The sequence below is a fragment of the Streptomyces sp. NPDC007917 genome (assembly GCF_042959105.1).
In the GTDB taxonomy this organism is placed as follows: Bacteria; Actinomycetota; Actinomycetes; order Streptomycetales; family Streptomycetaceae; genus Streptomyces.
In genome coordinates this window covers 121,475-147,030 of sequence record NZ_JBIBKK010000003.1, presented here as the reverse complement: position 1 = coordinate 147,030, position 25,556 = coordinate 121,475, and the positions used below count along the sequence as shown (strand labels likewise).

Sequence of the window (25,556 nt, the reverse complement as noted above, 5' to 3'; positions counted from 1 at the left end):
GTACATTTTTTACAGGTCGTCGTTTGCCCTGTCTCCTGACACCGAGAGGTGACGCGATGGAACGCCCGACCGCGCGCTACGTCCTGCCCGAGTTCACCGAGCGCACCAGCTCCGGGGTGCGCACCATGGACCCGTACTCCAAGCTGCTGTCCGAGCGCATCGTCTTCCTGGGCAGCCCGATCGACGACACCTCGGCCAACGACGTGATCGCACAGCTCATCCACCTCGAGCACGCCGGGCCCGACCAGGACATCTCGCTCTACATCAACTCGCCCGGCGGCTCGTTCTCCGCCATGACGGCGATCTACGACACCATGCGCTTCGTCACCTGCGACATCGAGACGGTCTGCCTGGGCCAGGCGGCCTCCGCGGCCGCCGTGCTGCTCGCCGCCGGGGCCCCGGGCAAGCGCTTCGCGCTGCCGGGCGCGCGGGTGCTCATCCACCAGCCCTCGTTCAGCGAGCCCATCCAGGGCACGACCTCCGACCTGGAGCTCCAGGCCGAGGAGATGCTGCGCACCCGCGCCCTCCTGGAGGAGCTGCTGGTGCGGCACACCGGACAGACCGCCGAGCGCATCAGCGCCGACATCGAGCGCGACAAGGTCTTCGACGCCGAGGGCGCGGTGGCGTACGGGCTCGTGGACCGGCTCACCCAGAGCCGCAAGCGGCCGCAGGCGCCGCGCGGCGCGAGGTGAGCGGCCGTGCTGCCACCCGAACTGCCCCCGCTGCCCGCGCTCACCCGCGCGGAGGGCGCGCTGCTGGACGGCTATCTGGACGTGGTCGACCTGCTCGGCCGGATCAACCCGGCCCGCGGCAGCGACACCTACGCCGGGCTGCGGGCCGCCCAGGCCCTGGTGGGGAAGGCCACCGCCCTGCGGGACGCGCTGGCGCTGATGCACGAGCGGGGTGAGAGCCGGCTGCACACCTCGACCCTGGAGCGGGCCCTGCGGGTGCTGGACGGGGAGCGGCGCGCCGAGCGCGTCACGCTTCCCCCCGCGCCCACACCCTGACGCGCCCTGACCCCATCCGGCTCTCCGCGCCGCCACTCACCCGGACGGCGCAATCCGCCCCCGGCGCCCCCGGCGCCCCGGCTTGCGCGGGGCGGGCGCGGCGGTCCGGGCACAGACCCGCCGGGGCCCGGGCACGGCGGCGGATTCACCAAGGGCGCGGTGGCGGCGGAACGCGCGGCGGGCAGGTCCTTCACCTGGATGGACGCATCGCGAAGGACTTCACGGATTCCCCTCCCGGCTCGGCGGCCGGGCCGGACTGCCGCACCATCCCAAGGACGACAGGACCCGCCGCACGCCGGGCGCCTGGCCGGCCTGGGCCGGGCGGGCCCCGGCAGACGAAGGGGGTGCGCGATGAATGCGCACATACGAGTCCCCGCGGCCGTATCCCGGGCCGGCGCCGTCTCGGCCCTGACCGTCGCCGCGGTCGGCGGCCCCGTAGCGGGGCCCGGCGTCCCGCAGCAGGCCGCGGCGGCCTCCGCCGCCGCGAAGGCCCTGCAGGTCGCCGCGTCGAAGAAGGGGGCCCCGTACACGTACGGGGCCGCCGGCCCCAGCCGCTTCGACTGCTCGGGCCTGACCCAGTACGCGTACAAGCGGGCCGGGAAGCGGCTGCCGCGTACGGCCTCCGCCCAGTACAACCGCACCCGCCATATCAAGGCCGCCTCCCGCCACGGCGGCGACCTGGTGTTCTTCCACTCCGGGGGCAGCGTCTACCACGTGGGCCTGTACGCGGGGCGCGGCCGGATCTGGCATGCGCCCAAGCCGGGGACCGTGGTGCGGCTGGAGCGCATCTGGACCAAGAAGGTCCGGTACGGCAAGGTGCGCTGACACGGAGGCAGGAGGGCCTGGCTGTCAGTGGGCGCCGGTACGTTGGCGGGGTCGGGGAAATCCGTGCATCACCGTGAGGGATCCTATGTCGTATCTGAACCCGGTCCGGAACATCACCTTCGACGCCCATGATCCGTACGCCCTGGCGCAGTTCTGGTCCGCCCTGACCGGGTATGCGCTGGAGGACTCCGCGCCGGACGACGACGACGTGCTGATCTCCTCGCAGCAGACCGGCGTCCCGGGCCTGCTGTTCATCCGGGTGCCGGACTCCAAACAGATCAAGAACCGCGTCCACCTCGACATCCAGCCGCCCTCGGGCACGCGGGACGCCGAGGTGGAGCGGCTGCTCGCGCTGGGCGCGAAGGTCGTCGACGACCGGCGCACGGAGGACGGGCTCGGCTGGGTGGTGATGGTGGACCCGGAGGGAAACGAGTTCTGCGTCGAGCGCAGCGCCGTCGAGCGTGGCCTGGTGGAACCGATGTGACGCGCGACGTCTTCGACACCGGTGCCAACGCGCGTAGCGTGGCCCGGTGTCGGCAGCAGGAGGGGGCTTGTGGTGACCGAGCAGTTCCAGGCGGACCGGACCTACGACCATGTGTATCTGGTCTTCATCGACACGGCCGGATATTCGACGATCGTCCTGTCGAACCCGAGAGACCGCGCCGCCCACGCCTTCGACCTGCTGCGCGAGCGGATGCGCAGCCGGCTCGCACAGCTGGCGGCGGAGCGCCGCTGTGCCCGCAGCGAGGTGTGGAGCTGGCGGGGCGACGGCGGGTTCTTCGCCGTCCACGACGACAGCGAGAGCGTGGCCCGCGATGTCGCGCTGGAGGCCGCCAGGACCTTCCTCACCCTGGATCTGGCCCATCTGCGTGACGAGTTCGCGCGGGCGGGTGTGGGCGGCGAGCTGCATCTTCGGATGGCCGTGCACAAGGGGACGATCCAGCACACCGGCGAGGGCCGGACCGGCACCATCCACTCCCCCGACATCAATCTGGCCGCCCACCTGGAGAAGGCGACCCCCCGGGACTGCCTGGCGATCTCGGAGGACGTGTACCGCACCGCGGGACCGTACGCGGAGCGGTTCGCGCCCGTGGGGAGCCATGAGGGCAAGCGCGTCTATCTGATGGCCGGGGACGGCGGCCCGCAGCAGGCGGCCAAGGCGTGGCTGGCGAGCCGCGGGCTGGAGGGGGGCACCGCGGTCCACGCGTATCCCGAGCGGCCGAGCTCACAGGAGAAGGCGCGGCTGCTGGACGCGGCGTCCGAGGAGGTCCTCGACATGGGCACGGCGCTGCGCACCTCCTCCAGCCGGCTGGTCACCACCGAGCGCCCGGCCCGCTATCGCGACGCGGTCCTCGGCCTGCTGCGCCGGGGCGGCGTCTACAGCTGCTTTCTGCTGGATCCGTCCTCGGACGCCGCGGCCACGCTGGCGCGGCAGTACCAGGAGGACATGACGAGGAAGATCAAGGATTCGCTGGAGCGGTTCGGCCGGTTCAAGGAGCGCTACGGCGCCGAGGCCGAGGGGCTGAGGGTGTACCAGACGGACGAGTTCCCCGGGTTCTCGGCGCTGGCCGTCGACATGCGGCGGCCCGACGGGCTGATCCTCTACTCCTCGTACCTCATGGGCACCAGTCCGTACGGTGTGATCGAGCGCGGCGATATGCCGCACTATCTGATCAGCCCGGCGGCCGGGCCGGTGTTCGGGCGCATACGGGAGCTGGCCGAGGCCCGCGGCGCCACGGGGCGCGTCAAGCGCGTCCTGTGAGCCTGCGCACCGTCGCCGCGAGCCCGCGCGCGTCGAGCCGTCGCGGCACCCCGCAAGGGCGGCCGCTCAGCCCACGGGGACGGTCCAGGGCAGCGCGATCCAGACGGTTTTCCCGCCCTCGGGCGTCGGGATGACGGACACCTCGCCGCCCGACTCCGCGGCCAGCGACCGGATGATCAGCAGCCCCCGGCCGTTGTCCTGGTGGGTCGCGGGCGGCAGCCGTTTGGGCCACCTGGGATGGCTGTCGGTGACGCCGATGCTCAGCCGCTCCTCGCGCTCCAGCCGCAGATCCACGGTGAAGGTGGGCGACTGGCCCATCGTGTGCTGGACCGCGTTGGTGGCCAGTTCGGAGACGACGAGCCGTACGATGCCGACGGTCTCCGCGTCCGTCGGCAGACCCCAATCGGTCAGCACGCTCGTCACATATCTTCGTGCCGCGGTCACCGACACCGGCGCGCTCGGCAGAGTGACGGATGCTTCGTGGTGGTCAGCCATGGCGACCCTGTCCCTTCCCGCCGGGGCGCGGCTGTGGGCGCGTAGGAGTGGTAATGCCAAGCCAGTGAAGTCGTGGGCAGCCCCGGCGGCTCTAGCGTCAGAGTGCCATCGATCGACCGCACAACGGGTGCGATCCACCGAGTTATGCATATATCTGTCGCTCGAAACGGTGAACTCTGCTACGGAAGACCGGATTTGGACGGCACACTGGCGACCGGGAATTCGAGGGAATACCGAAAGGGGATGTCATGCGGTACGGCCCTGCGGTGCGCCGCCGCAAGCTCGGTGCGGAACTCCGCCGTCTGCGCGATCTGGCCGGACTCACCAGCGGCGAGGCCGCGCGCCGGGTGGGCTGGCACCAGTCGAAGGTGAGCCGGCTGGAGACCGGGAGCAGCGGCGCGAGACCGTCCGATGTGGCGCGGCTGCTGGATGTCTACGAGGTCGCGGACCCCGAGCTGCGCGCCCTGCTGGAGGCGTTGTGCGGTGGGGGCGCGTCGGATCCCGAGGGGTCGCGGCGCGGCTGGTGGTACGCCTACCGCGATCTGCTGCCGCCCGCCTACCGGGACTTCATCAGTCTGGAGTCGGAGGCCTCGGCCGCGTACACGCTGGAGACCACGGTGGTGCCGGGCCTGCTGCAGACCCCGGACTACGCGCGGGCGGTGACCCGGGCGGCGCTGCCGGATCTGCCCCAGCCGCAGGTGGACACGCTGGTGGAGGTGCGGATCGCGCGTCAGTCGGTGCTGCGCGGTGCGCGGCCGCTGCGGCTGCACGCGGTGCTCGACGAGGCGGCGCTGCGGCGCGAGGTGGGCGGGCCCGGGGTGATGGCGGGTCAGCTGCGGCATCTGGCCGAGGTGGCGGCGCTGCCGCAGGTGCAGCTGCAGGTGCTGCCGTTCTCGGCCGGAATGCCCATTGGCATCACCGGTCCTTTCATTATTTTTTCCTTTTCGCACATTACTGATCTCGACGTTGTAGTTCTCGACCACTTGACGAGTAGCCTCTACCTGGAGCGGAAAGAAGACCTCCGGGCGTACAGCGCTGCGTTCGACACGCTGCGGACCAACGCCCTGACCGTCAAGGAATCGTTGACCTTCATCACAAAAATCGGGGGCGGCGCCTGAGGGGGCACCATGTCCACAACGTCCTGGTCCCTACCCTGCGATTCGGCACTGCGCGATGCGCAATGGCGACGCAGCAGCTACAGCACCGGAATGAACAACTGCGTCGAGACGGCCTCGCTCCCGCCCGGCCTGCTGGCCGTCCGGGACTCCAAGAACACGGCCGGTCCCGCGTTGCTGTTCGCCCCGGAGGTCTGGATCACGTTCGTCGACGCGCTTTGCGACAGCGCGTTCGACACCGGCGCGGCCACGCGCCCACGCGAAAGCTGAGCTGAGCCGTCAGGCGGTCGGCGCGGTCCGTACGACCGTGTCGGCCGCCTCCTCGATCTGCTGATCGGTCAGATCCGCCCGGACCGTCAGCCGCACCCGGGAGATCCCGTCCGTGACGGACGGCGGGCGGAAACAGCCGACGGCCAGCCCGGACGCGCGGCAGTCCACGGCCCACCGCACCGCCCGCTCGGGCGAGGGGGCCCGCACCGACACCACCGACGCGTCGGGCCGCACCGCACTCAGCCCCGCGGCGGTGAGCCGTTCGTAGAGCCCGGTGGCCAACGCGCGGGCGCGGATCGCGCGCTCCGGCTCACGGCGCAGCAGGCGCAGACTCGCCAGGGCGGCGCCCACGGCGGCCGGGTTGAGACCGGTGTCGAAGATGAACGTACGGGCGGAGTTGACCAGGTGTTCGATCACCCGGGCCGGTCCCAGGACGGCCCCGCCCTGGCTGCCCAGCGCCTTCGAGAGCGTCACGGTCACGACCACGTCGGGCGCCCCCGCGAGCCCGGCGCCCTGCGGCGCGCCGCGCCCGCCGTCGCCGAGCACCCCGAAGCCATGCGCGTCGTCGACGACCAGGGCCGCGCCGTACGCGCGGCAGGCGGCGGCGAGGGCGGGCAGTGGTGCGGCGTCGCCGTCGACGGAGAAGACGGAGTCGGTGACCACGAGGGCGCGGCGGCGTGGCCGCCCCCCGCCCCGGGGTGTCTGCGCCGCCGCTTCCGCCGCGGTCTCCCCTGCCGTCTCCCCTGCCGGAGAGGCCGCGTCGAGGGCCTTGCGCACCGCCTCGGGGTCGGCGTGCGGGACGACGGCGACCTCGGCCCTGGACAGCCGGCAACCGTCGATGAGCGAGGCGTGGTTACCCGCGTCCGACAGGATCAGGGCATCGCGGCCGCTCAGCGCGGTGACGACGGCGAGGTTCGCCGCGTAGCCGGAGGAGAACAGCAAGGCCGCCTCGAAGCCGCAGAAGGCGGCGAGCTCCGCCTCCAGCGCGGCGTGCAGCTCCGTATGCCCGGTGACCAGCCGGGACCCGGTCGAGCCGGCCCCCCAGCGGGCCGCCGCCTCGCCGGCCGCGGCCGTCACCTCCGGGTGCCGGGCCAGGCCCAGGTAGTCGTTGCCCGCCAGGTCGAGCAGCGGGGAGTCGGCGGGGCGGGGGGTGAGCGTGCGGACGAGCCCGGCGCGGCTGCGCCGTTCGCTCGCTTCGTCGATCCACTCGAACGGATCGTCGTGGCGGTCCTGGGGCATACGCCGTCCCTGCCTTCCGTCGGCTTCGATCGACAGGCGGCTCCGCCGCGCGGCGGGCGCCAACTGTCGGGTCCCGCTAGAACGTATCGGCGTCCATGCATGGGCAGGGTGTGGCAATACACACACCTGGAACGGGTGGTGTTGTGCGGTCCCTCCTTTGCCCCGGGCCCGGGGTCAGGGCAGGATCGGCCCATGGAGCTGCTGAAGACGCTGGTGGACAAGGGGCTGCGGCGCGAGCTGCCGACCCGAGAAGAGGCCCTCGCCGTGCTGGCGACCTCCGACGACGACGTGCTCGACGTGGTGGCCGCCGCGGGCAAGGTGCGCCGCGCCTGGTTCGGGCGGCGGGTGAAGCTCAACTATCTGGTCAACCTCAAGTCCGGCCTGTGCCCCGAGGACTGCTCGTACTGCTCGCAGCGGCTCGGCTCGCAGACCGGCATCCTCAAGTACTCCTGGCTGGGGCCCGAGGAGGCGGCGGCCGCGGCGGGCGCGGGGGTCTCCGGCGGCGCCAAGCGGGTCTGTCTGGTCGCCAGCGGGCGCGGGCCGACCGACCGCGACGTGGAGCGGGTCTCCCGGACCATCCAGGCGATCAAGGAACAGCACGAGGACGTCGAGGTGTGCGCCTGTCTCGGCCTGCTCTCCGACGGGCAGGCGGCGCGGCTGCGGGAGGCGGGCGCCGACGCGTACAACCACAACCTCAACACCTCGGAAGCCACCTACGGGGACATCACCACCACCCACACCTACGCCGACCGGGTGACGACCGTCCGGCAGGCCCAGGCGGCGGGCATGTCCGCCTGCTCCGGGCTGATCGCGGGCATGGGCGAGACGGACGAGGACCTGGTCGACGTGGTCTTCTCGCTCCGCGAGCTGGACCCGGACTCCGTCCCCGTCAACTTCCTCATCCCCATCGAGGGCACCCCGCTCGCCGAGAAGTGGCACCTCACCCCGCAGCGCTGCCTGCGGATCCTGGCGATGGTGCGGTTCGTCTGCCCGGACGTGGAGGTGCGGCTCGCGGGCGGGCGCGAGATCCACCTGCGCTCGCTGCAGCCGCTCGCGCTGCACCTGGCCAACTCCATCTTCCTGGGCGACTATCTGACCACCGAGGGCCAGGCCGGCAAGGACGACCTCGCGATGATCGCCGACGCCGGCTTCGAGGTCGAGGGCGCGGACACCACGACGCTGCCCGCGCACCGCGCCGACGCGCTCGCGGCGGCCGGGGCGGGCTGCGGTTCGCACGGCGGTTCCGCGGGGGAGGCGGCGGGCGCGGGCTGCGGTTCGGCGGGCGGCGGCTGCGCGCCGTGCGGCGACGCGGCGCCCGTGGCGGGGGCGGGTGCGGAAGCCGAGCCTGTGTCGGCCGCCGCACCCGTCGGCGCGCCGGCCGCAGGTGCCCGCACCGACCTGGTCGCCGTGCGCCGCCGTGGCGTGGGCACGGACCTGCCGCCCAATGCCTGAGCCGCTGCTGACGCCCGGCGAGCTGCTGGCCCTGGACCGGCGGCACGTCTGGCATCCGTACGGTCCGATGCCCGGCCGCCAGGACCCGCTGATCGTGGAGTCGGCCGCCGGGGTCCGGCTGCGCCTGGCCGAACCGGCGGAGGGCCGACGGGAGTTGATCGACGGGATGTCGTCGTGGTGGTCCGCCGTCCACGGCTACAACCACCCGGTGCTCAACGACGCGGCCCGCGGCCAGCTGGACCGGATGAGCCATGTGATGTTCGGCGGGCTCACCCACGAGCCCGCCGTACGGCTGGCCGCGCGCCTCGTGGAGATCACCCCAGATCCGCTCGAACACGTCTTCCTCGCCGACTCCGGCTCGGTCTCGGTCGAGGTCGCGGTCAAGATGTGCCTGCAGTACTGGCGCTCGCTGGGCCGCCCCGACAAGCGGCGGCTGCTGACCTGGCGCGGCGGCTACCACGGCGACACCTGGCAGCCGATGGCGGTGTGCGACCCGGACGGCGGCATGCACCACCTGTGGTCGGGCCTGCTGCCCCGTCAGCTCTTCGCCGACGCGCCCCCGCCCGGCTTCGACGCCGCGCCGGACCCCGCGTACGAGGCACATCTGCGCGACCTGGTCGCCCGCCACGCCCATGAGCTGGCCGCGGTGATCGTCGAACCGGTGGTGCAGGGCGCGGGCGGGATGCGCTTCCACTCCCCCGGTCTGCTGCGGGTGTTGCGCGAGGCCTGCGACGAGCACGACGTGCTGCTGGTCTTCGACGAGATCGCAACGGGCTTCGGCCGTACGGGCGAACTCTTCGCGGCCGGACACGCGGGCGTCAGCCCCGATGTGATGTGCCTGGGCAAGGCGCTCACCGGCGGCTATCTGACGCTCGCCGCCACGCTGTGCACACCACGCGTGGCGGACGGCATCTCGCGCGGCGAGCTGCCGGTGCTCGCCCACGGCCCGACGTTCATGGGCAACCCCCTGGCGACCGCCGTCGCGCTCGCCTCGATCGACCTGCTGCTCGGCCACGACTGGCGGCAGGAGATCAAGCGCATCGAGACGGGGCTGCGGGACGGCCTGGCCGCCGCGGCCGGACTGCCCGGCGTCCGCGACGTCCGGGTCCTCGGCGCCATCGGCGTCGTCCAGCTCGACCACGCCCTCGACGAGGCGGGCATGGCGGCGGCGACCCGCGCGGCGGTACGGGAGGGCGTATGGCTGCGGCCGTTCCGCGACCTGCTGTACACCATGCCGCCGTACATCACGGGCGACGACGACGTGGCCCGCATCTGCGCCGCCCTGCGCGCGGCGGCCCGCGCGGCCTGACGCGAGCTGACACGGCCTGACGCGGGCGCCGGCCGGGGCGGCCCCCGGCCGGCGCCCGCGTCAGCCCGGGCCGCTCCGGGACCCCGCTCGGGAGGCGTCGGGGGCGGTGGCGAGCCGGCGGGCGACTTCGATCACTGTCTCGCGGCGGCGGGCCAGGGCGGCCCGGTCGGTCTCCTCGTCCAGGACCATGCGGCACATCCTGGGCACCGCGAAGTTCCAGGAGATCAGCCCCATGAGGGTGAACAGCATGTCCTGGGCGGCGCGGACGCGTGCTTCCCCGGCGAGATGGCGGGCCGCCCCGCTGTCCACGAGATGGTGCACCTTCTCGCGGAAGGCGTCACGGCGCTCCCGCTCGCTCTCGTCGTCTTCGCCGCACACCTCCAGTGCCTCCCACAGCAGCAGCCTGATCAGCTCCGGGTGTTCCTGGTACCAGTCGAAGACCTGCCCGACCGACTCGGCCACCGCGCCGGCGTCGATGGAGAGGGCGCAGTGGATCTCCTCCAGCTTCGCCCGCAGAACGGCGGCGAACAGCTTCTCCTTGCCCCCGTAGTACAGATAGATGGCCTGCTTGTTGGCCATGGCGGCGGCCGCGATGCGATCCACCCTGGCCCCCGCCAGGCCGCGCTCGGCGAACTCGGCAGCAGCGGCGTCGAAGATCCGCCGCCTGGTGTCCTCCGCGTCATAGGCCATACACGAATTAAACCATCCAGTTGACTCCTCACCGCCCAGGCGGCAGGATCGGGGCAGCACTAAAACAACCAGATGGTTTATTTCCTGGAAAGGCTCTCCCATGAGCACTGCGACTCCCATCCCCGTTCGTTCGCCGCTGCCGAGCGCCCTCTCCGGCACGACCGCCCTCGTGATCGGCGGAAGCTCGGGCATCGGGCTGGCGGCGGGCCTCCTGCTGCGTTCGGCCGGCGCCCGCGTGGTGCTGGTCGGCCGCGACCCCGACCGGCTGAAGGCCGCCGTCGCCCGGGTGCGGGGCGCGGGCCCGGCCGAGGCTCCCGAGGACGCCGTGCTGGGCGTTCCCGGCGACGTCGGCGACGAGCAGGCCCTCGCCGAGGCCTTCGACCGGGTGGACCACGTCGACCATGTGCTCGTCACCGCGGGCAGCGTCAGCGGCTCCAGCCCCCTGAGCGGGCTGTCGGCCGACGACTTCCGCACGGCCTTGAACTCCCGCGTCGGCGGGGCCTTCGCCGTCGCACGCGCGGCGGCGACCCGGCTTCCCGCGGGAGGCTCGCTCACGTTCAGCTCGGGAATACTCGTGACCCGCCCGGCTCCCGGAATGTCCGCCCTGGTGTCGGCCGGCGGTGCCCTGGAAACCCTCACCAAGGCCCTCGCCGTGGAGCTCGCCCCCGCACGGCTGCGCGTGAACACCGTCCGCTACGGCCGGATCGACACCCCCCTGCTGCGCTCGATCCCGGGGCTGGACTCCGACGAGGCCGTCGCCGCCGCCGGATCGTCCGCTCCCCTCGGCCGCTTCGGCACCGCCGAGGAAGCCGCCGCCTCGGCCCTCTTCCTCATGGCCAACAACTACGTCACCGGCCAGATCATCACCGTCGACGGCGGCGAAACCCTCGCCTGATCCCGGCCGTGCGGTCCGTTCCCGGGCCCCGGCCGTTACCGTTCGTTCCCGGAGCGGTACCGGCACGGCTCCGGGAACGAACCGCTCCACCCGCACACCGCAACGAAAGGCGCGCCCCATGCCCGTACTCGTGGTCACCGGCACCGGCACCGAAATCGGCAAGACCGTCACCACCGCGGCCGTCGCCGCCACCGCGCTGGCCGCCGGCCGGTCCGTGGCGGTGCTCAAGCCCGCGCAGACCGGGGTCCGGGCGGATGAGCCGGGGGACGCGGCGGAGGTGGCTCGGCTTGCGGGGGCGGTCGCGCAGGCCGAACTCGCGCGGTACCCGGACCCGTTGGCCCCGGCCACGGCCGCCCGGCGGGCCGGTCGGGCCGCGGTGCGGCCGTACGAGGTGGCCGAGGCGGCGGGGAAGCTGGCCGCCGAGCACGATCTGGTGCTCGTGGAGGGCGCGGGCGGGCTGCTGGTGCGGTTCGACGAGGAGGGCGGCACGCTCGCGGACGCGGCGCGGCTGCTGGGCGCCCCCGTGCTGGTCGTCGTCCAGGCGGGCCTGGGGACGCTCAACACGACCACCCTGACGGCGGAGGCCCTGCGCGCCCGGGGCCTGGACTGCCCGGGCGTCGTGATCGGCAGCTGGCCCACGGCCCCGGACCTCGCGGACCGCTGCAACCTCGCGGAACTGGCGGAGGCGGCGGGCGCCCCGCTGCTGGGCGCCCTCCCCCAGGGCGCGGCGGCCCTTCCGCCCGCCGACTTCCGCGCCGCGGCCCCCGGCTGGCTCGCGCCCGCGCTCGACGGGACCTGGAGCGCGGAGCGGTTCGCCGCGGCGCAGGGCTGACCCGCGTTGACCATGCGGCAGCGGGGCGCACGCGATGGTCGCGTGCGCCCCGTCGGCTCAGCCCCGCGCCCTCACTCCGCGGCGCGGTAGGCCGCCGTCAACTTCCGCAGCGCCCCCACCACATCCCCGCCGAGCAGCAGGTGGTCCGCCTCGGCGAAGGGTTTCGCCACCGCCGGGGTGATCTTCTGGCCGACCCGGTCCTGGACGAGGAGCCGCGCGGCCGTCACGATCGCACGCCGCTCCCCCGCGTCCCCGCGCCCCGCCTTCCGGGCGGCCTTCGCCTCGGCGGTCAGCTCCGCGAGGCGCCTCGCGCCGTCCGCACCGGGCTCACGGGCCGAGGTCGTCAGCCCCCATCCGTACGGGTACTGCGGGTCGTACGCCGCGTCGCCCACGTTGATCGGCAGCTGCGCCTCGGACCTGGGCCAGGTCACCGGCAGCTGACCGGTGAAGGGCCGCTTGCCGTAGAGGACGTCCGCGACGCCGTCGCCCTCCGTGCCGGGGAGCCAGGACGCGACGAGGGCGTCGATGTCCCCGAGCCGGTCGCCGATGAGCTGGGGACGCCCGGAGACGATCAGCACCGCGCACTTCATGGCGCCGCACACCGTGTCCACCGCCGCCTGGTCGGCGTCGGACAGCCGCAGGTCATGGCCGTTGCCGACGTCTCCCACCCCCTCGGCGTACGGGGTCTCGCCGACGACCACGACCCCGACGTCGTAGCCGTCCGTCGGGGCGGAGGCGTCCTTGGAGTAGGTGACGGCGGAGCCCCCGGACCCCCCGGTCGGCGCATGCGCCTTCCGCAGGCCCTCCAGGATCGTGGTGCCCTCGGTGTGCCGGCCGGAGGAGCCCTGCCAGGTGATGGTCCAGCCGCCGGTCTGGTTGCCGAGGTCGTCGGCGTTGGAGCCGGCGACGTACACCTTCCGGGAGGGCTTGAGGGGCAGCACCCCGCCGTCGTTCTTCAGCAGCACCTGCGACTTCGCGGCCGCCGCGCGGGCGACGGCCCGATGCTGTGCCGAGCCGATCCGGTCGAGGTCGGCGGTATCGGCGTACCGCTTCTCGAAGAGGCCGAGCCGGAACTTGGCCGTCAGGATGCGGGAGACCGCGTCGTCGATCCGGGCCCTGCTGATCCGGCCGGCCTTCACCTCGTCGACGAGTGTGGTGTGGAAGTCCGCGTACGCCGTGGGCACCATGATCATGTCCACTCCGGCGTTCACCGAGGTGCGGACGTCGCTCGGGTAGTCGCCGGGGATCTGGTCGATGGCCTGCCAGTCGCTGATGACGAAGCCCTTGAAGCCCATCCGGTCCTTGAGCACACCGTTGATCATCGCCCCGTCGGCGTGCGTCTTCAGCGGCGCCTGCCCGTCGCCGAGGATGTCGAGCGAGGAGTACGAGGGCATGACCGTGCCCACCCCGCGGTCCACGGCCTCCCGGAACGGCGCCAGGTGGATCTTCTCCAGCTCCTCGCGGGTGACCTTGGTGACGCCCTGGTCGATGGTGTAGCCACCGGTGGTCGAGGAGCCGAACTCGGTGCCGCCGTCCCCCACGAAGTGCTTGGCGGTGGTCAGCACCTTGTCGCGGCGGTCGAGATCCCCGCCGCCCGGCGAGCCCTGCATGCCCTTGATGACCGTCTCCATGGCCGTGACCAGCGCCGGGTCCTCGCCGAAGGACTCGTACGCCCGCCCCCACCGCTCGTCGCGCGATACGCACAGGCAGGGCGAGAAGTCCCAGGGGACACCGGTGGCCCGCACCTCGGAGGCGGTCACCGCACCGGTCTTCTCGGCCAGCTCGGGGTCGCGGGTCGCGCCGAGGCCGATGTTGTGCGGCATGATCGTCGCCCCGGCGAGGTTGTTGTGGCCGTGGACCGCGTCCACCCCGTAGACCAGCGGGATCTGGAAGCGGGTGGCCTGGGCGCGCAGTTGGAAGGCGTCCACCATCCGCGCCCAGGCGTCCGGGGTGTTGGGGGTGGGCACCGAGCCGCCGCCGGACAGCAGGGAGCCGAGGCCGTACTCGGCGATGTCGCCCGGCGTGGTGAGCGCGTTGCGCTCGGCCTGGGTCATCTGCCCGGCCTTCTCCTCGAGCGACATCCGGGAGAGCAGGTCCTTCACGCGCCGCTGCACGGGGAGCTCGGGGTCGAGGTACGGCAGGCCGTGCGCGTCGATCACGATCCGCGGCGTCTCGGCGGGGGCCTTGGCGCCGGAGACGGTGAGCCGGAGCGGGATGGTCTCGGCCGGTTCGGCGCCGCCGCCGCTCGCGGTCGCCACCTCGACGGCGCGCGAGGTGCCGGGGGCGGTGCCGGCCGGGAAGGTCACACTGCCCTGGGCGGGCCGGTAGTCCTCGCCGGAGGTGGCGGAGCCGCCGCCCCCTTCGGTGGTGTAGTCGACGGTGACGGGTTCGTCGATCGGCACGGAGCCGGTGGTGGCGACGGAGATCCTGACCCGGGCGGTCGCGCCCTCCTTGACCGGGTGGACGGCCGCGTCCGTGATCACCTGTGCCTTGGGCGAGCCGTCGGCCTTCCCGTACAGCTCGACCCCGTCGAGCGCGAACCGGTCCGCGGGGGCGGGCGGCGGCTCGTCGGCCGCGGTCGCGGCCCCTCCCGCAAGGGGCGGTAACGCGGCGACGACCGCCGCGGCGACGAATGACGCCGCCCCGCACCCGAGCCTTCCGTACAGTCCTCTGTGTCTCGTCGCTCTCCACTGCCTTCGCTGACCTGGCATCGCGGCTCCTTCGGCTGCATGCACAGATCCTGGCCGACGTGCCGCCCCGATCGCGGCGGCGCGCCGCTCACTCGCTCCAGCTGCGCAGCTCGGCGGCGATGGCGTGGACGTCGGCGGTGCCGTCCTTGACCAAGCGGGCCAGGTCGCGGACGCGCTCGGGGCTGATGGCGATCCTCAGCCCGCTGGCGATGAGATAGGCGTACGCGACGGCCGACGCGAACAGCGCGTTCGAACGCTCCAGGGCGGGCACCAGCAGAAGCAGCTGCAGCAGGGCGGCCGCCCGGGTCTGCGGGTCGGTGTAGACGGGGGTGCCGAATATCTCGGCTTCATGTCGGCTGACGGCGGCGACCAGTGCGCCGTAGTCGGTGACCTGCGGGTCTCCGGGGGTGCTGCGCTCGGCGACCATCAACAGCCAGGCGAGGTCGATCCGCACATTCAAGGGCGCGCCTCGCCCTCCTTGCCGAACTCCTCGTCGAATACGGTCCGGTACTGCTTCATGAAGTCGGCGGCCGCCTCCACGAAGGTATGGCCCACCTCTCCGGCGTCCTTGCGGACGAGCTCTTCGATGTAGCGGTTCATGCTCATGCCCCGCTGCAGCGCGCGCTCCCGCGCCACCTCCGCGGTGGCCTCGTCGACCCGGACGTTCAGCTGTGTCTTCGCCACAGCCTCACGCTAGCGCTTATCCGCTAGCGTCCACAAGCCGGGTCTCGTATCGCGGGACCGGAGCCAATTCGATCGACGCCGCGCCCCCGGCGGTGATGGGATCCCGCCATGAACGATCTCGTGATACGGGCCGCCGCGCCCGCGGACCTCGATACCGTGCTGGCCTTCTGGAAGGAGGCGGCCGAGGGCACCAGCATCAGCGACGACCGGGACGGCGTGGCCCGTCTGCTGGACCGCGACCCCGAGGCGCTGCTGCTGGCCGAGCGGGGCGGCGAGCTCGCCGGGACCGTGATCGCGGGCTTCGACGGCTGGCGCTGCCATCTCTACCGGCTCGCCGTGCACCCCGCCCACCGGCGCCAGGGCGTGGGGACCGCCCTCCTCCAGGCGGCCGAGGAGCGGTTCGCCGCGCTCGGCGGGCGGCGCGGCGACGCGATGGTGCTCGACCACAACGCACTGGCCCACCACGCGTGGCGAGCGGCGGGCTACGCGCCGCAGCCGGAGTGGAGCCGCTGGGTCAAGCCGCTGGATCCCGCCCACTAGCCGACACCGCGGCTCCTCGGCCGACACCGGGGCTCCTCGGCCGGGACCGCGGCTCCTCGGCCACAGGCGACGCGTTCCGCCGGCCGACATCGCGCACTCCTCCCGTCCCTGCTGGACCATGGGGACAGACAGGGGTGAACCGATGACCGAAGTGATCCTCCTGGCCGTGGCGATCCTGCTGGCCCTCGCCTGCGGCGGGTTCGTCGCGGCGGAATTCTCCCTGACGACCGTCGAGCGCAGCGAGCTCGAGCGGGCGGCCGAGCGCGGGGAGCGGGGCGCGGGCAGCGCGCTGAAGGCCGTGCGCAGCCTGACCTTCCAGCTCTCCGGCGCCCAGCTCGGCATCACCGTCACCAATCTGGTGGTCGGCATGCTCGCCGAGCCGTCCGTCGCCGCGCTGCTGGCGGGTCCGCTCCGGGCGATGGGCGTGCCGGACTCCGCCGTGCGCTCGGTCGCGCTGGTGGTCGGGACGGCTCTGTCGACGGTGGTGCTGATGGTCGTCGGTGAGCTGGTCCCGAAGAACTGGGCCATCTCGCGCCCGCTGCCCGTCGCCCGGACCGTCGCCGCCCCGCAGCGCGCCTTCAGCTCCGCCTTCCGCCCGTTCATCGCCCATCTCAACAACACCGCCAACCGCACGGTGCGCCGGATCGGCCTGGAGCCGGCCGAGGAGCTGGCCTCGGCGCGAAGCCCGCAGGAGCTGGTCGCGCTGGCCCGGCACTCCGCCCGGGAGGGGGCCCTGGAGGCGGACACCGCCGAGCTGTTCGTACGGACCCTGAACCTGCGGGAGCTGACCGCGGAGAACGTGATGACCCCGCGGGTGCAGGTCATCGCCCTGGACGTACGGGCCACCACCGAGGACGTCGCCAACGCCACCCGCGCCACGGGCCTGTCCCGCTTCCCCGTCTACCGCGGCAGCCTGGACACGGTCGTCGGCACCGCCCACATCAAGGACGTACTGGCCATCCCCGCCGAGGAACGGATGCGCCACCCGGTGTCGGAGCTGATGCGCGAGCCGCTGCTCGTCCCCACGTCACTCACCGTGGACCGGGTCCTCGACCGGCTCTCGGGGGAGCGCAGCATGGCCGTGGTCATCGACGAGTACGGCGGCACCGCCGGGGTCGTCACCCTGGAGGACATCGTCGAGGAGGTGGTCGGCGAGGTCCGCGACGAGCACGACCCGCACGAGAAGCCCGACCTGGCCCCGGTCGGCTCGGACGCGGAGGGCCGGATCCTGTACGACGCGGACGGCGCGGCGCGCGTCGACCAGCTGGAGGCGCTGGGGATGCGGGTGCCGCACGGCCCGTACGAGACGCTGGCCGGGCTGGTGGCCACCGAGCTCGGCCGTATCCCGGTGCGGGGCGACGCCCTGGAGGTGGCGGGCTGGGACGTCGAGGTGGTCGACGACTCCGGCCACCGGGCGGCGCGGGTCCGGCTGCGGGCGCCGCTGCCGTACGCCGGGGAGGCCGGGCGCGGTGGACACACCAGGCGCGGAAGGGAGGCCGGGCGGGGCGGGCACACGAGGCACGGCAGGGAGACCGGGCGGGGCGGGGACACCAGGCACGGCGGGCAGGCCGGGCGGGGCGGGGACGGCGAGGGGGCGGCCCGATGACCCTGCTGCAGCTGCTGATCGGCCTGCTGACGCTGGTCGTCAACGCCTTCTTCGTCGGCGCCGAATTCGCCCTCATCTCGGTGCGGCGCGCCCAGATAGAGCCGCGCGCCGAGCAGGGCGACCGGCGGGCCCATGCCGTGCTGTGGGGCCTGGAGCACGTCTCCGCGCTGCTCGCCGCGGCCCAGCTGGGCATCACGCTGTGCACGCTGGTGCTGGGCGCCGTCGCGGAACCGGCCATCGCGCATCTGCTGGAGCCGGTCTTCCACGCGGTCGGGCTGCCCCTGGAGCTGGTCCACCCGGTCGCGTTCGTGATCGCGCTGACCGCGGCGACGTATCTGCACATGCTGTTCGGCGAGATGGTGCCCAAGAACGTGGCGCTGGCCGAGCCGGTGCGCACGGCGCTGCTGCTGGGCCCGCCGCTGGTCGCCCTGGCGCGCGGGCTGCGCCCGGTGATCTTCGCCGTCAACGCCTTCGCGAACGCCCTGCTGAAGCTGGCGCGGGTGGAGCCCAAGGGCGAGGTGGCGGCGACCTTCTCCGACGACGAACTGGCCCGGGTGGTCGTGGACTCCGGCGAGGCCGGGCTGCTGGACGACCGGGCCATCGAACGGCTGCGGGACGCTCTCGAACTGGGTCGCCGCAGGGTGCGCGATGTCGTGCTGCCGCTGCGGCAGGTGGTCTCCGCCCGGCTCGGGGTGACGCCCGAGGAGCTGGAGCGGATGGCGGCCGCGTCCGGGTTCTCACGCTTCCCGGTGGTCGACGACTCCGGGCGCATCCTGGGCTATCTGCACGTCAAGGACGCGCTGGACGCCCGCCCGCGCGACCTGCCGTTCCGCCTCGATCAGCTGCGCCCGATCGCCCGGGTCCGGTCCCAGACGGCGCTGGACGACGTGCTGACCGCGATGCGCGACAGCCGGACCCACCTCGCCGCCGTCAGCGGACCCGAGGGACGCCTGGAAGGCCTGGTCACCATGGAGGACGTACTGCGCGAACTGGTCGCCTGACGCGAGGCCCGGCGGCCCCCTCACTCGTCCCGACGCGACTCGTGCGCGATGATGCACGCCTGCCAGTGGGCCAGCGCCTCGGCCTTGCCCCCGCCCCCTTCCTCCGCCACGGCCAGCAGCGCGTCGGCGGCCATCGCGGCCAGCCGGACGGCCACCCGGCACACGTCCCGCCGCTCCAGCGGGTCCAGCAGGGCGACGGCCCCCTCTCCGTCGTCGGCGAGCGCGGCGGCCACGATGGCCATGGTCGTACGGTCGCATTCAAAGGCATCCACGCCGACCAGACTGCCCCGATGCGCCCCGTCCGGAACCCGGCACGGGCCAACCGAGGGATCCGCCGGGCGCGCGGAACGCGCGCGAGCGGAGGTTCACGCGCGCCTTAGGTGGGCCGGGTGGCGGACGGGTCGTAGCGGAAAATCGTGTACTCGATCCGCCCGATGACCTTCGTCCTGGTGGTCCGCCGGTAGAGCTCGGGCGGCCGGAAGATGTTGTCGTCGTAGATGTCGGCGCCCGGCTCCAGGTTCCAGCTGGCGGTCGTGCCGTTGCGCGCCCCGCCCTCGAAGTAGATGTTGGTCATCCCCATGGGGCTCATCATGCGCGCGGCCGCCGCCGGGCGCAGCCCACGGGATAGGATCGCCCGCGCCATGCAGATGAAGACCACCTACACCAGCTTCGTCGCCGTCGGCGACTCCTTCACCGAGGGCATGTCCGACGGACTGCCGGACGGCTCCTACCGGGGTTGGGCCGATCTGCTCGCGGCGCGCCTCGCGGCCCGCGCCCCCGGCTTCCGCTACGCCAACCTGGCCGTGCGCGGCAAGCTGATCCGGCAGATCGTCGACGAACAGACGGACGCGGCGGCGGCGATGGGCGCGGACCTGGTGACGCTGGTCGGCGGGCTGAACGACGTGCTGCGGCCCAAGTGCGACGTGGAGCGGGTCTGCGGGCTGCTGGAGGAGGCCGTGGAGCGGCTGGCGCCCAGCTGCAAACAGCTGGTGCTGATGCGCAGCCCGGGGCGGCGCGGGCCGGTGCTGGTGCGGTTCCTGCCACGGATGGAGCGGCTGTTCTCCTTCATCGACGAACTGGCGGCGCGGCACGGCGCGATCGTCGTGGACCTCTTCACCTCCGAAGTGCTCGGCGACCCCCGGATGTGGGCGGACGACCGGCTGCACCCGAACTCCGAGGGGCACCGGCGGGTGGCCGAGGCGGTCTGGCAGGCGCTGGGGCACGAGCCGGAGGCCGACTGGAACGCACCGCTGCCGCCCGCCGTACGGCCCGGCTGGGTCGCCCGGCGCGCCTCGGACGCGCGCTTCGCCCGCGAGCACCTGGGGCCGTGGATCGGCCGGCGGCTGACGGGCCGCTCCTCGGGCGACGGGCGTCCGCCCAAGCGGCCCGAGCTGCTGCCGTACGAGGGCTGATTCGCCGCCGTACGGGCGCTGGGCCCGCCGCCGTACGGACGTGACCACGGCCACCGCGCTGGCCTGCGTATACGCCCAGTAGACTGTCTGCCCGTGACTGGTAAGCCGCGCATCCCGAACGTCCTGGCCGGCCGCTACGCCTCGGCGGAGCTGGCCGTCCTGTGGTCCCCCGAGTACAAGGTGACGCTGGAGCGGCGGCTGTGGCTCGCCGTGCTGCGGGCCCAGAAGGACCTCGGGATCGAGGTGCCGGACGCCGCCCTCGCCGACTACGAGCGGGTCCTGGAGACCGTCGACCTGGCTTCGATCGCCGAGCGCGAGAAGGTCACCCGGCACGATGTGAAGGCGCGGATCGAGGAGTTCAACGCGCTCGCCGGGCATGAGCACGTCCACAAGGGCATGACCTCGCGCGATCTGACCGAGAACGTGGAGCAGCTGCAGATCCGGCTCTCCCTGGAGCTGGTCCAAGGCCGTACGGTGGCCACGCTGGCCCGGCTGGGGAAGCTGGCCGCCGAACACGCCGAGCTGGTCATGGCCGGGCGCTCGCACAATGTGGCGGCGCAGGCGACGACCCTCGGCAAGCGCTTCGCGACCGCGGCCGACGAGCTGCTGGTGGCCTACGGGCGGCTGGAGGAGCTGCTGGGCCGCTACCCGCTGCGCGGCATCAAGGGCCCGGTCGGCACCGCGCAGGACATGCTGGACCTGCTGGGCGGCGACTCGGCCAAGCTGGCCGATCTGGAGCGGCGGATCGCCGGGCACCTGGGCTTCGGACAGGTCTTCACCTCCGTCGGACAGGTCTACCCGCGCTCGCTGGACTTCGAGGTGGTCACCGCGCTGGTGCAGCTGGCCGCGGCCCCCTCCTCGCTCGCCAAGACGATCCGGCTGATGGCCGGGCACGAGCTGGTGACCGAGGGCTTCAAGCCCGGGCAGGTCGGCTCCTCGGCCATGCCGCACAAGATGAACACCCGCTCGTGCGAGCGCGTCAACGGCCTCGCGGTGATCCTGCGCGGCTATGCCTCGATGACCGGCGAGCTGGCGGGCGACCAGTGGAACGAGGGCGACGTGTCCTGCTCGGTGGTGCGCCGCGTCGCGCTGCCGGACGCCTTCTTCGCCTTCGACGGGCTGCTGGAGACCTTCCTGACGGTGCTCGACGAGTTCGGCGCCTTCCCCGCCGTCGTCGCCCGTGAACTCGACCGCTACCTCCCCTTCCTCGCGACGACGAAGGTGCTGATGGGGGCGGTGCGGGCCGGGGTGGGCCGCGAGGTGGCGCACGAGGCCATCAAGGAGAACGCGGTCGCGTCGGCGCTCGCGATGCGCGAGCAGGGCGCCGAGCGCAACGAACTGCTCGACAAGCTCGCCGCCGATGAGCGGATCCCGCTGGACCGCGGTCAGCTGGACGCGCTGATGGCCGACAAGCTGTCCTTCACGGGCGCCGCCGCCGACCAGGTCGCGGCGGTGGTCGCCCGGATCGAGGAGATCGTGAAGCGCCATCCGGAGGCCGCGGCGTACACGCCCGGGTCGATCCTCTGATCCCGGCGGGCACCCCTCGATGACACCCGCGGAACTGGAGGCCGCCCGCGACCGCCTCGTGCCCGACGTGGTCGCGGACGGCCTCCGCGTGCTGTTCTGCGGCATCAACCCCGGGCTGATGACCGCCGCGACGGGCCACCACTTCGCCCGGCCGGGCAACAGGTTCTGGCCCGTCCTGCACGCCTCCGGCTTCACCCCGCGCCGGCTCCACCCGTCCGAGCAGCACGAGCTGCTCTCCTACGGCCTGGGGATCACCAATGTCGTCGCCCGCGCCAGCGCGCGGGCCGACGAGCTGAGCGACGAGGAGTACCGCGAGGGAGGCCGGATCCTGGCGGAGAAGGTCACCCGGCTGCGCCCGCGGTGGCTCGCCGTCGCCGGGGTGACCGCGTACCGGGTCGCCTTCGGCGACAAGCGGGCCGAAATAGGCCCGCAGGAGCGGACCATCGGCACCACCCGGATCTGGGCCCTGCCCAACCCCAGCGGGCTCAACGCCCACTGGACCCTGGCCACGATGGCGGAGGAGTTCGGCCGGCTGCGCGCCGCCGCGTACGCCGACGGCGACAGCGACGGCGACGGCTGACAACTCAGCGCACGCTTCCCTCTCCTATCGCCGCGACCAGTTGCAGGGGCAGCTCGCGGTCCCCCTGCCCTATCCCGAGCCCTATCCAGCGCCCGTCGGTCCGCCAGCCGTACACCCGCCCCACATAGCCGCACAGCGACCGCAGCGGCTCCGGCACCGGCTCGCCCATGGCGTCACGCTCCAAATGGTCGGCCAGGTCGAGGACTTCGGGCTCGCCCCAGCGTAAGGACAGCACCTGGACCAGCACCCGCAGCTCCGCCTCGAACTCCTCCTCGACCTCGATCAGTCGCTCCAGATCCTCGTCCCAGAAGTCCTCGCTGACCCGGAGGTCGGCGACATGGAAGCCGGGGCCGCTCGCCACGCCCCCGGCGACGCCCCGCCGGTCGGGGAAGTCCCGGACGCGCAGCAGGTCGATGGTCGCCAGATGGTCCGCCGTGCTGGTCATGCTCTCAGTAAACATTCCGGGTCCGACAACTGGCCGCCCGTCAGGTGTCCCGGCGCTCGAGCGCCAGCCGTCCGCAGCACACCGCGACCGCCGTGTACAGCGCCAGCACCCCGAGCCCCGTCCACGCGCCCAGCGGGCCTTCGGGCGCGGTGTGCAGCACCTGCTGACCGGCCTGGTCGGGGAGGAACCTGGTGGCGGACGTGGCGCCGAACACCGGCGAGAGGAAGGAGACGACGGGGACGACCAGCGCCAGGGCGCCCACCGAGCTGCGCAGTACGGCGGCGACGCCCGAGGCCAGCACCGTCAGCAGGGCGAGATAGGCGCCGCAGCCGACCGCCGCGCGCAGCGCCCCCGGGGCGCCCGGGCCCACGCCCTCGCCGTCGAGCAGCGCCTGGCCGACGAGCAGCGACGCGAATCCGGTGACCAGGCCGACGGCCAGGGCGCACAGGCCCACGACGGTCAGCTTGCACCCGTAGTACAGACCGCGCCGGGGGACGGCCGCCAGCCAGACGCGGATGCCTCCGCCGGCGTATTCGTGTCCCACCGCGAGCACGCCGAAACTGACGGCGGCGATCTGTCCGAAGGGCAGGCCGAAGAAGGAGTGGAAGAGCGGGTCGAAGCCGCTCTCCTTGCCGTCATGGGTGGCGCTCGCCACCGCCGAGATGCCGGTGGTGGCCACCAGAGCGCCGAGGAGGGCGGTCAAGAGGGATCGCAGGGTGCGGATCTTCATCCACTCGGAGTGCAGCACCGCTTTGACTGACATTTACCCTCAAACCTCCTGCTTCGCCGTGTAGTCCGCCTCGTCGGCGGTGAGCCGCAGATACGCCTGTTCCAAGGACGCCTTGTCGTCGGCCAGTTCGAGGAGGGGGATGCCGTGGCGGGCGGCGAGCCTGCCGACCTCCTCCGGCGTGGCCCCGTCGACCGCCCAGTGGTCCGGCCCGTCCGGCTCCGCGGCCAGCCCTGCGCGGGTCAACTCCGAGCGCAGCCGCTCCGGCTCGGCGGTACGCACCCGTACCCGCGGCCGGCTGTGCTCCTGGATGAACGCCTCCATGGAGGTGTCGGCGAGCAGCTTGCCCCGGCCGAGCACGACGAGGTGATCGGCGGTCAGCGCGGTCTCGGCCATGAGATGGCTGGAGACCAGGACGGTGCGGCCCTCCGCGGCCAGCCGCTTCATGAGCGTACGGATCCAGATGATCCCCTCGGGGTCGAGCCCGTTGGCCGGTTCGTCCAGCATCAGCACCGGCGGGTCGCCGAGCAGCGCCGCCGCGATGCCCAGCCGCTGACGCATGCCGAGCGAGAACGTCCGGACGCGCCGCCTCGCGGCCGAGGCCAGCCCCGACTCCTCCAGCACGGCGTCGACCCGGCTCGCCGGGACGCGGTTGCTGAGCGCCAGGCACAGCAGGTGGTCCCGGGCGGTGCGGGCGCCATGGGCGGCGCCCGCGTCCAGCAGCGCGCCGACACGGCGCAGCGGCTCGTCGTACGCGCGGTACGGGCGGCCGCCGACGGTCGCGGTGCCGGAGTCCGGCCGGTCAAGGCCCAGCACGATCCGCATGGTGGTGGACTTGCCGGCGCCGTTGGGGCCGAGGAAGCCGGTGACCCGGCCGGGCTCCACCCGGAAGGTCAACCCGTCGGCGGCGCGCACCGCCCCGTAGTTCTTGGTCAGTTGATGTACGTCGATCGACGTCCCGGTGATCATGGTCTCCACGGTCCCGTGCCGGGGGCGCCCGGGCCTCCCCCGCGCGTGGGTTCCGGCTCCCCCGCGCGGGGGAGGGCGCGGCTGTGGGGCGCAGGGCACGATGGTCGACGTGTCGACATCGCCCGCCCTCACCGCCCGGCTCCCGCGCGCCGTACGGACCGTCCTCGCCCCGCTGAGCCGCGCGGTCACCTACACCCGCTGGCTGCATCTGCTGATGGGGGCCGTGGTGGCGGCGGTGTGCGGTCTGGTCTACCCCGGGCTCTTCGGCCTCCGCCCCGCCGATCTGCTGTGGCTGCCGGTGGTGCCGGTGCTGCCGCTGGCCGCCGTCGCGATGGTGCCGGCCACCCGGCTGGCGGAGGGGTTGCAGGCGCGCCTGCTGCTCACCCCCGGGGAGCATGCGCGCCACCAGCAGGGCCACCTCGCCCCGCGGATCGCGGCCGCGCCGTCCGCGTCCCGGGGCGACCGGGTGCGCACCGCGCTGTGGCTGGTCCTGCGGCTGGAGGCGGGCTGTCTGACGGCGCTGCTGAGCCTCCAGCTGCCCGCTCTGACGGGGGCGCTGATCGCCGCCGCGTCGCAGGGCACGCCCACGGTGGTCATGGGCGTACGGATCAGCGGCCACCACTGGTGGTACGCGCTGCTCGCCCCGCTCCCCCTGGCCGCCCTGATGGCCCTGGTCGTGGCCGGCGGGAGCCTGATGACGGCGGCCGCGACCCGGCTGCTCGGCCCGTCGGCCGCCGAGCGGCTGGCCGCGCTGGAGGAGCGTACGGAGCGGCTTTTGGAACACAACCGGCTCGCCCGCGAGTTGCACGACTCCATCGGACACGCGCTCACGGTCGCCGTGGTGCAGGCGGGCGCGGCGCGGGCGGCAGGCTCGACGGAGTTCACGGACCGCGCCCTGGCCGCGATCGAGGAGACCGGGCGGCATGCGCTGGAGGACCTGGAGCGGGTGTTGCGGCTGCTGCGCGAGGACGCCGCGCGGGGCCCGGCCGACCGTCCCGGCCTCACCGAGGCCGAGCGCCTGCTGGAGTCGGCGCGGGCGGCGGGCTCGACGCTCGACGCGGAGGTGACCGGCCCGCTGGAGGAGCTGCCAGGACCGGTGTCCCGCGAGGGCTATCGCATCCTGCAGGAGGCGCTGACGAATGTGCTGCGGCACGCGGGCCCGGTGCCGGTGGCCGTACGGGTCGACGTCGCCGCGGACACCGGGGCGCTGCGGCTGGACGTGCGCAACCCCCTGCCGAGCCCCGGCCGCCCGGACGGGATGTCCGCCGGCGAGGGCCGCGGCACCGGCCTGCGCGGTATCCGTGAGCGGGCGGCGCTGCTGGGCGGCGCGGCGGAGGCGGGCCCGTACGAGGGCGAATGGCGGCTGAGCGTGACCCTGCCGCCGCACCGCGACCACGCGCACACGCCGGCCTGAGGGGAGACGCATGGGCGTGCCCCGCGAGGAGAGCACAGCGGCTCCGCCGGCCCCCGCTCGTGCGACGAGC

At 73.3% G+C, this 25,556-nt stretch carries 29 protein-coding genes; 18 read left to right on the top strand and 11 right to left on the bottom strand.

Annotation, left to right across the window (positions count from 1 at the left end; all coding sequences use genetic code 11):
• The first annotated feature begins 56 nt into the window (after window positions 1-56).
• From ACFZDL_RS06650 to ACFZDL_RS06630, 5 genes are all read left to right on the top strand, one after another.
• Window positions 57-692 (top strand): ATP-dependent Clp protease proteolytic subunit, encoded by a 636-nt coding sequence (locus ACFZDL_RS06650; RefSeq protein WP_353593199.1) that lies wholly within the window; start codon window positions 57-59, stop codon window positions 690-692.
• A gap of 6 nt (window positions 693-698) precedes the next feature.
• Window positions 699-1,007 carry a hypothetical protein gene (locus ACFZDL_RS06645; protein WP_353593198.1) on the top strand — a complete coding sequence of 103 codons (309 nt, stop codon included), beginning with the start codon at window positions 699-701 and terminating at the stop codon, window positions 1,005-1,007.
• Between the two features lie 351 nt (window positions 1,008-1,358).
• Window positions 1,359-1,832, top strand: a complete 474-nt coding sequence (locus ACFZDL_RS06640; protein WP_353593197.1) for a C40 family peptidase — start codon at window positions 1,359-1,361, stop codon at window positions 1,830-1,832.
• An 85-nt stretch (window positions 1,833-1,917) separates the two neighbouring features.
• Window positions 1,918-2,316, top strand: a complete 399-nt coding sequence (locus ACFZDL_RS06635) for a VOC family protein (protein ID WP_353593196.1) — start codon at window positions 1,918-1,920, stop codon at window positions 2,314-2,316.
• A 72-nt stretch (window positions 2,317-2,388) separates the two neighbouring features.
• The gene (locus ACFZDL_RS06630) at window positions 2,389-3,594 is read left to right on the top strand and encodes a hypothetical protein (protein WP_353593195.1); all 1,206 of its coding nucleotides are present in this window, start codon (window positions 2,389-2,391) and stop codon (window positions 3,592-3,594) included.
• A 66-nt stretch (window positions 3,595-3,660) separates the two neighbouring features.
• Here ACFZDL_RS06630 and ACFZDL_RS06625 read toward each other — a convergent pair whose 3' ends face one another.
• Window positions 3,661-4,089, bottom strand: a complete 429-nt coding sequence (locus ACFZDL_RS06625; protein ID WP_353593194.1) for an ATP-binding protein — start codon at window positions 4,087-4,089, stop codon at window positions 3,661-3,663.
• Window positions 4,090-4,337: 248 nt separating this feature from the next.
• Here ACFZDL_RS06625 and ACFZDL_RS06620 point away from each other — a divergent pair, with 248 nt between their 5' ends.
• Window positions 4,338-5,207, top strand: a complete 870-nt coding sequence (locus tag ACFZDL_RS06620; protein WP_353593193.1) for a helix-turn-helix transcriptional regulator — start codon at window positions 4,338-4,340, stop codon at window positions 5,205-5,207.
• Window positions 5,208-5,216: 9 nt separating this feature from the next.
• Entirely contained in the window at window positions 5,217-5,474 is a 258-nt protein-coding gene (locus tag ACFZDL_RS06615) for a DUF397 domain-containing protein (RefSeq protein WP_353593192.1), read from the top strand.
• 9 nt (window positions 5,475-5,483) lie between these two features.
• Here the strand turns inward: ACFZDL_RS06615 and ACFZDL_RS06610 are convergent, their stop codons facing one another.
• Complete coding sequence (locus ACFZDL_RS06610) at window positions 5,484-6,713, bottom strand: 8-amino-7-oxononanoate synthase (RefSeq protein ID WP_353593191.1); 1,230 nt, start codon at window positions 6,711-6,713, stop codon at window positions 5,484-5,486.
• 192 nt (window positions 6,714-6,905) lie between these two features.
• Here ACFZDL_RS06610 and bioB point away from each other — a divergent pair, with 192 nt between their 5' ends.
• Together bioB and ACFZDL_RS06600 are read left to right on the top strand one after the other, a co-directional pair.
• Complete coding sequence (bioB, locus tag ACFZDL_RS06605; RefSeq protein WP_353593190.1) at window positions 6,906-8,165, top strand: biotin synthase BioB; 1,260 nt, start codon at window positions 6,906-6,908, stop codon at window positions 8,163-8,165.
• Window positions 8,158-9,474, top strand: coding sequence for an adenosylmethionine--8-amino-7-oxononanoate transaminase (locus ACFZDL_RS06600; RefSeq protein ID WP_353593189.1), 1,317 nt, complete (start codon window positions 8,158-8,160; stop codon window positions 9,472-9,474). Before bioB ends, ACFZDL_RS06600 begins: the two co-directional genes overlap by 8 nt.
• Before the next feature lie 60 nt (window positions 9,475-9,534).
• On the opposite strand, the gene ACFZDL_RS06595 is transcribed toward ACFZDL_RS06600, so the two are convergent.
• Window positions 9,535-10,164 (bottom strand): TetR family transcriptional regulator, encoded by a 630-nt coding sequence (locus ACFZDL_RS06595; protein WP_353593188.1) that lies wholly within the window; start codon window positions 10,162-10,164, stop codon window positions 9,535-9,537.
• A 100-nt stretch (window positions 10,165-10,264) separates the two neighbouring features.
• Here ACFZDL_RS06595 and ACFZDL_RS06590 point away from each other — a divergent pair, with 100 nt between their 5' ends.
• The gene (locus ACFZDL_RS06590) at window positions 10,265-11,059 is read left to right on the top strand and encodes an SDR family oxidoreductase (protein WP_353593187.1); all 795 of its coding nucleotides are present in this window, start codon (window positions 10,265-10,267) and stop codon (window positions 11,057-11,059) included.
• A 118-nt stretch (window positions 11,060-11,177) separates the two neighbouring features.
• Window positions 11,178-11,891, top strand: a complete 714-nt coding sequence (gene bioD, locus ACFZDL_RS06585; protein ID WP_353593186.1) for a dethiobiotin synthase — start codon at window positions 11,178-11,180, stop codon at window positions 11,889-11,891.
• Window positions 11,892-11,962: 71 nt separating this feature from the next.
• On the opposite strand, the gene ACFZDL_RS06580 is transcribed toward bioD, so the two are convergent.
• The 3 genes from ACFZDL_RS06580 to ACFZDL_RS06570 form a co-directional block, all read right to left on the bottom strand.
• The gene (locus ACFZDL_RS06580; RefSeq protein WP_353593185.1) at window positions 11,963-14,602 is read right to left on the bottom strand and encodes a glycoside hydrolase family 3 N-terminal domain-containing protein; all 2,640 of its coding nucleotides are present in this window, start codon (window positions 14,600-14,602) and stop codon (window positions 11,963-11,965) included.
• Window positions 14,603-14,669: 67 nt separating this feature from the next.
• Window positions 14,670-15,041, bottom strand: coding sequence for a fic family toxin-antitoxin system, toxin component (locus ACFZDL_RS06575; RefSeq protein WP_353593184.1), 372 nt, complete (start codon window positions 15,039-15,041; stop codon window positions 14,670-14,672).
• Entirely contained in the window at window positions 15,038-15,265 is a 228-nt protein-coding gene (locus ACFZDL_RS06570; protein WP_353593183.1) for an antitoxin, read from the bottom strand. The genes ACFZDL_RS06575 and ACFZDL_RS06570 overlap by 4 nt, the downstream gene beginning before the upstream one ends.
• 108 nt (window positions 15,266-15,373) lie before the next feature.
• Between ACFZDL_RS06570 and ACFZDL_RS06565 the strand changes: the two genes are divergently transcribed.
• From ACFZDL_RS06565 to ACFZDL_RS06555, 3 genes are all read left to right on the top strand, one after another.
• Entirely contained in the window at window positions 15,374-15,805 is a 432-nt protein-coding gene (locus tag ACFZDL_RS06565; protein WP_353593182.1) for a GNAT family N-acetyltransferase, read from the top strand.
• A 142-nt stretch (window positions 15,806-15,947) separates the two neighbouring features.
• Window positions 15,948-17,411 carry a hemolysin family protein gene (locus tag ACFZDL_RS06560; RefSeq protein WP_353593181.1) on the top strand — a complete coding sequence of 488 codons (1,464 nt, stop codon included), beginning with the start codon at window positions 15,948-15,950 and terminating at the stop codon, window positions 17,409-17,411.
• Window positions 17,408-18,412: a hemolysin family protein gene (locus ACFZDL_RS06555; protein ID WP_353593180.1), complete on the top strand. Its 1,005-nt coding sequence runs from the start codon at window positions 17,408-17,410 to the stop codon at window positions 18,410-18,412. The genes ACFZDL_RS06560 and ACFZDL_RS06555 overlap by 4 nt, the downstream gene beginning before the upstream one ends.
• 20 nt (window positions 18,413-18,432) lie before the next feature.
• On the opposite strand, the gene ACFZDL_RS06550 is transcribed toward ACFZDL_RS06555, so the two are convergent.
• Window positions 18,433-18,654 (bottom strand): hypothetical protein, encoded by a 222-nt coding sequence (locus ACFZDL_RS06550; protein ID WP_014181418.1) that lies wholly within the window; start codon window positions 18,652-18,654, stop codon window positions 18,433-18,435.
• A gap of 134 nt (window positions 18,655-18,788) precedes the next feature.
• On the bottom strand, window positions 18,789-18,992 hold the full coding sequence (locus tag ACFZDL_RS06545; RefSeq protein WP_353593179.1) for a hypothetical protein: 204 nt from the start codon (window positions 18,990-18,992) through the stop codon (window positions 18,789-18,791).
• 61 nt (window positions 18,993-19,053) lie between these two features.
• On the opposite strand from ACFZDL_RS06545, the gene ACFZDL_RS06540 reads away from it, so the two are divergent.
• The 3 genes from ACFZDL_RS06540 to mug all read left to right on the top strand — a co-directional run bounded on the left by ACFZDL_RS06540 (window position 19,054) and on the right by mug (window position 21,931).
• Window positions 19,054-19,824 carry an SGNH/GDSL hydrolase family protein gene (locus ACFZDL_RS06540; RefSeq protein ID WP_353593178.1) on the top strand — a complete coding sequence of 257 codons (771 nt, stop codon included), beginning with the start codon at window positions 19,054-19,056 and terminating at the stop codon, window positions 19,822-19,824.
• A 93-nt stretch (window positions 19,825-19,917) separates the two neighbouring features.
• The gene (gene purB / locus ACFZDL_RS06535) at window positions 19,918-21,351 is read left to right on the top strand and encodes an adenylosuccinate lyase (RefSeq protein WP_353593177.1); all 1,434 of its coding nucleotides are present in this window, start codon (window positions 19,918-19,920) and stop codon (window positions 21,349-21,351) included.
• 19 nt (window positions 21,352-21,370) lie between these two features.
• Window positions 21,371-21,931, top strand: coding sequence for a G/U mismatch-specific DNA glycosylase (mug, locus tag ACFZDL_RS06530; RefSeq protein WP_353593176.1), 561 nt, complete (start codon window positions 21,371-21,373; stop codon window positions 21,929-21,931).
• A 4-nt stretch (window positions 21,932-21,935) separates the two neighbouring features.
• Here the strand turns inward: mug and ACFZDL_RS06525 are convergent, their stop codons facing one another.
• From ACFZDL_RS06525 to ACFZDL_RS06515, 3 genes are read right to left on the bottom strand one after another with little or no spacing between them, the layout of a single operon-like run.
• Window positions 21,936-22,376, bottom strand: a complete 441-nt coding sequence (locus ACFZDL_RS06525) for a hypothetical protein (protein WP_353593175.1) — start codon at window positions 22,374-22,376, stop codon at window positions 21,936-21,938.
• A 40-nt stretch (window positions 22,377-22,416) separates the two neighbouring features.
• On the bottom strand, window positions 22,417-23,139 hold the full coding sequence (locus ACFZDL_RS06520) for an ABC transporter permease (protein ID WP_353593174.1): 723 nt from the start codon (window positions 23,137-23,139) through the stop codon (window positions 22,417-22,419).
• A gap of 6 nt (window positions 23,140-23,145) precedes the next feature.
• On the bottom strand, window positions 23,146-24,072 hold the full coding sequence (locus tag ACFZDL_RS06515) for an ATP-binding cassette domain-containing protein (RefSeq protein ID WP_353593173.1): 927 nt from the start codon (window positions 24,070-24,072) through the stop codon (window positions 23,146-23,148).
• A 100-nt stretch (window positions 24,073-24,172) separates the two neighbouring features.
• Here ACFZDL_RS06515 and ACFZDL_RS06510 point away from each other — a divergent pair, with 100 nt between their 5' ends.
• The gene (locus tag ACFZDL_RS06510) at window positions 24,173-25,486 is read left to right on the top strand and encodes a histidine kinase (protein WP_353593172.1); all 1,314 of its coding nucleotides are present in this window, start codon (window positions 24,173-24,175) and stop codon (window positions 25,484-25,486) included.
• The last annotated feature ends 70 nt before the right edge of the window (window positions 25,487-25,556 follow it).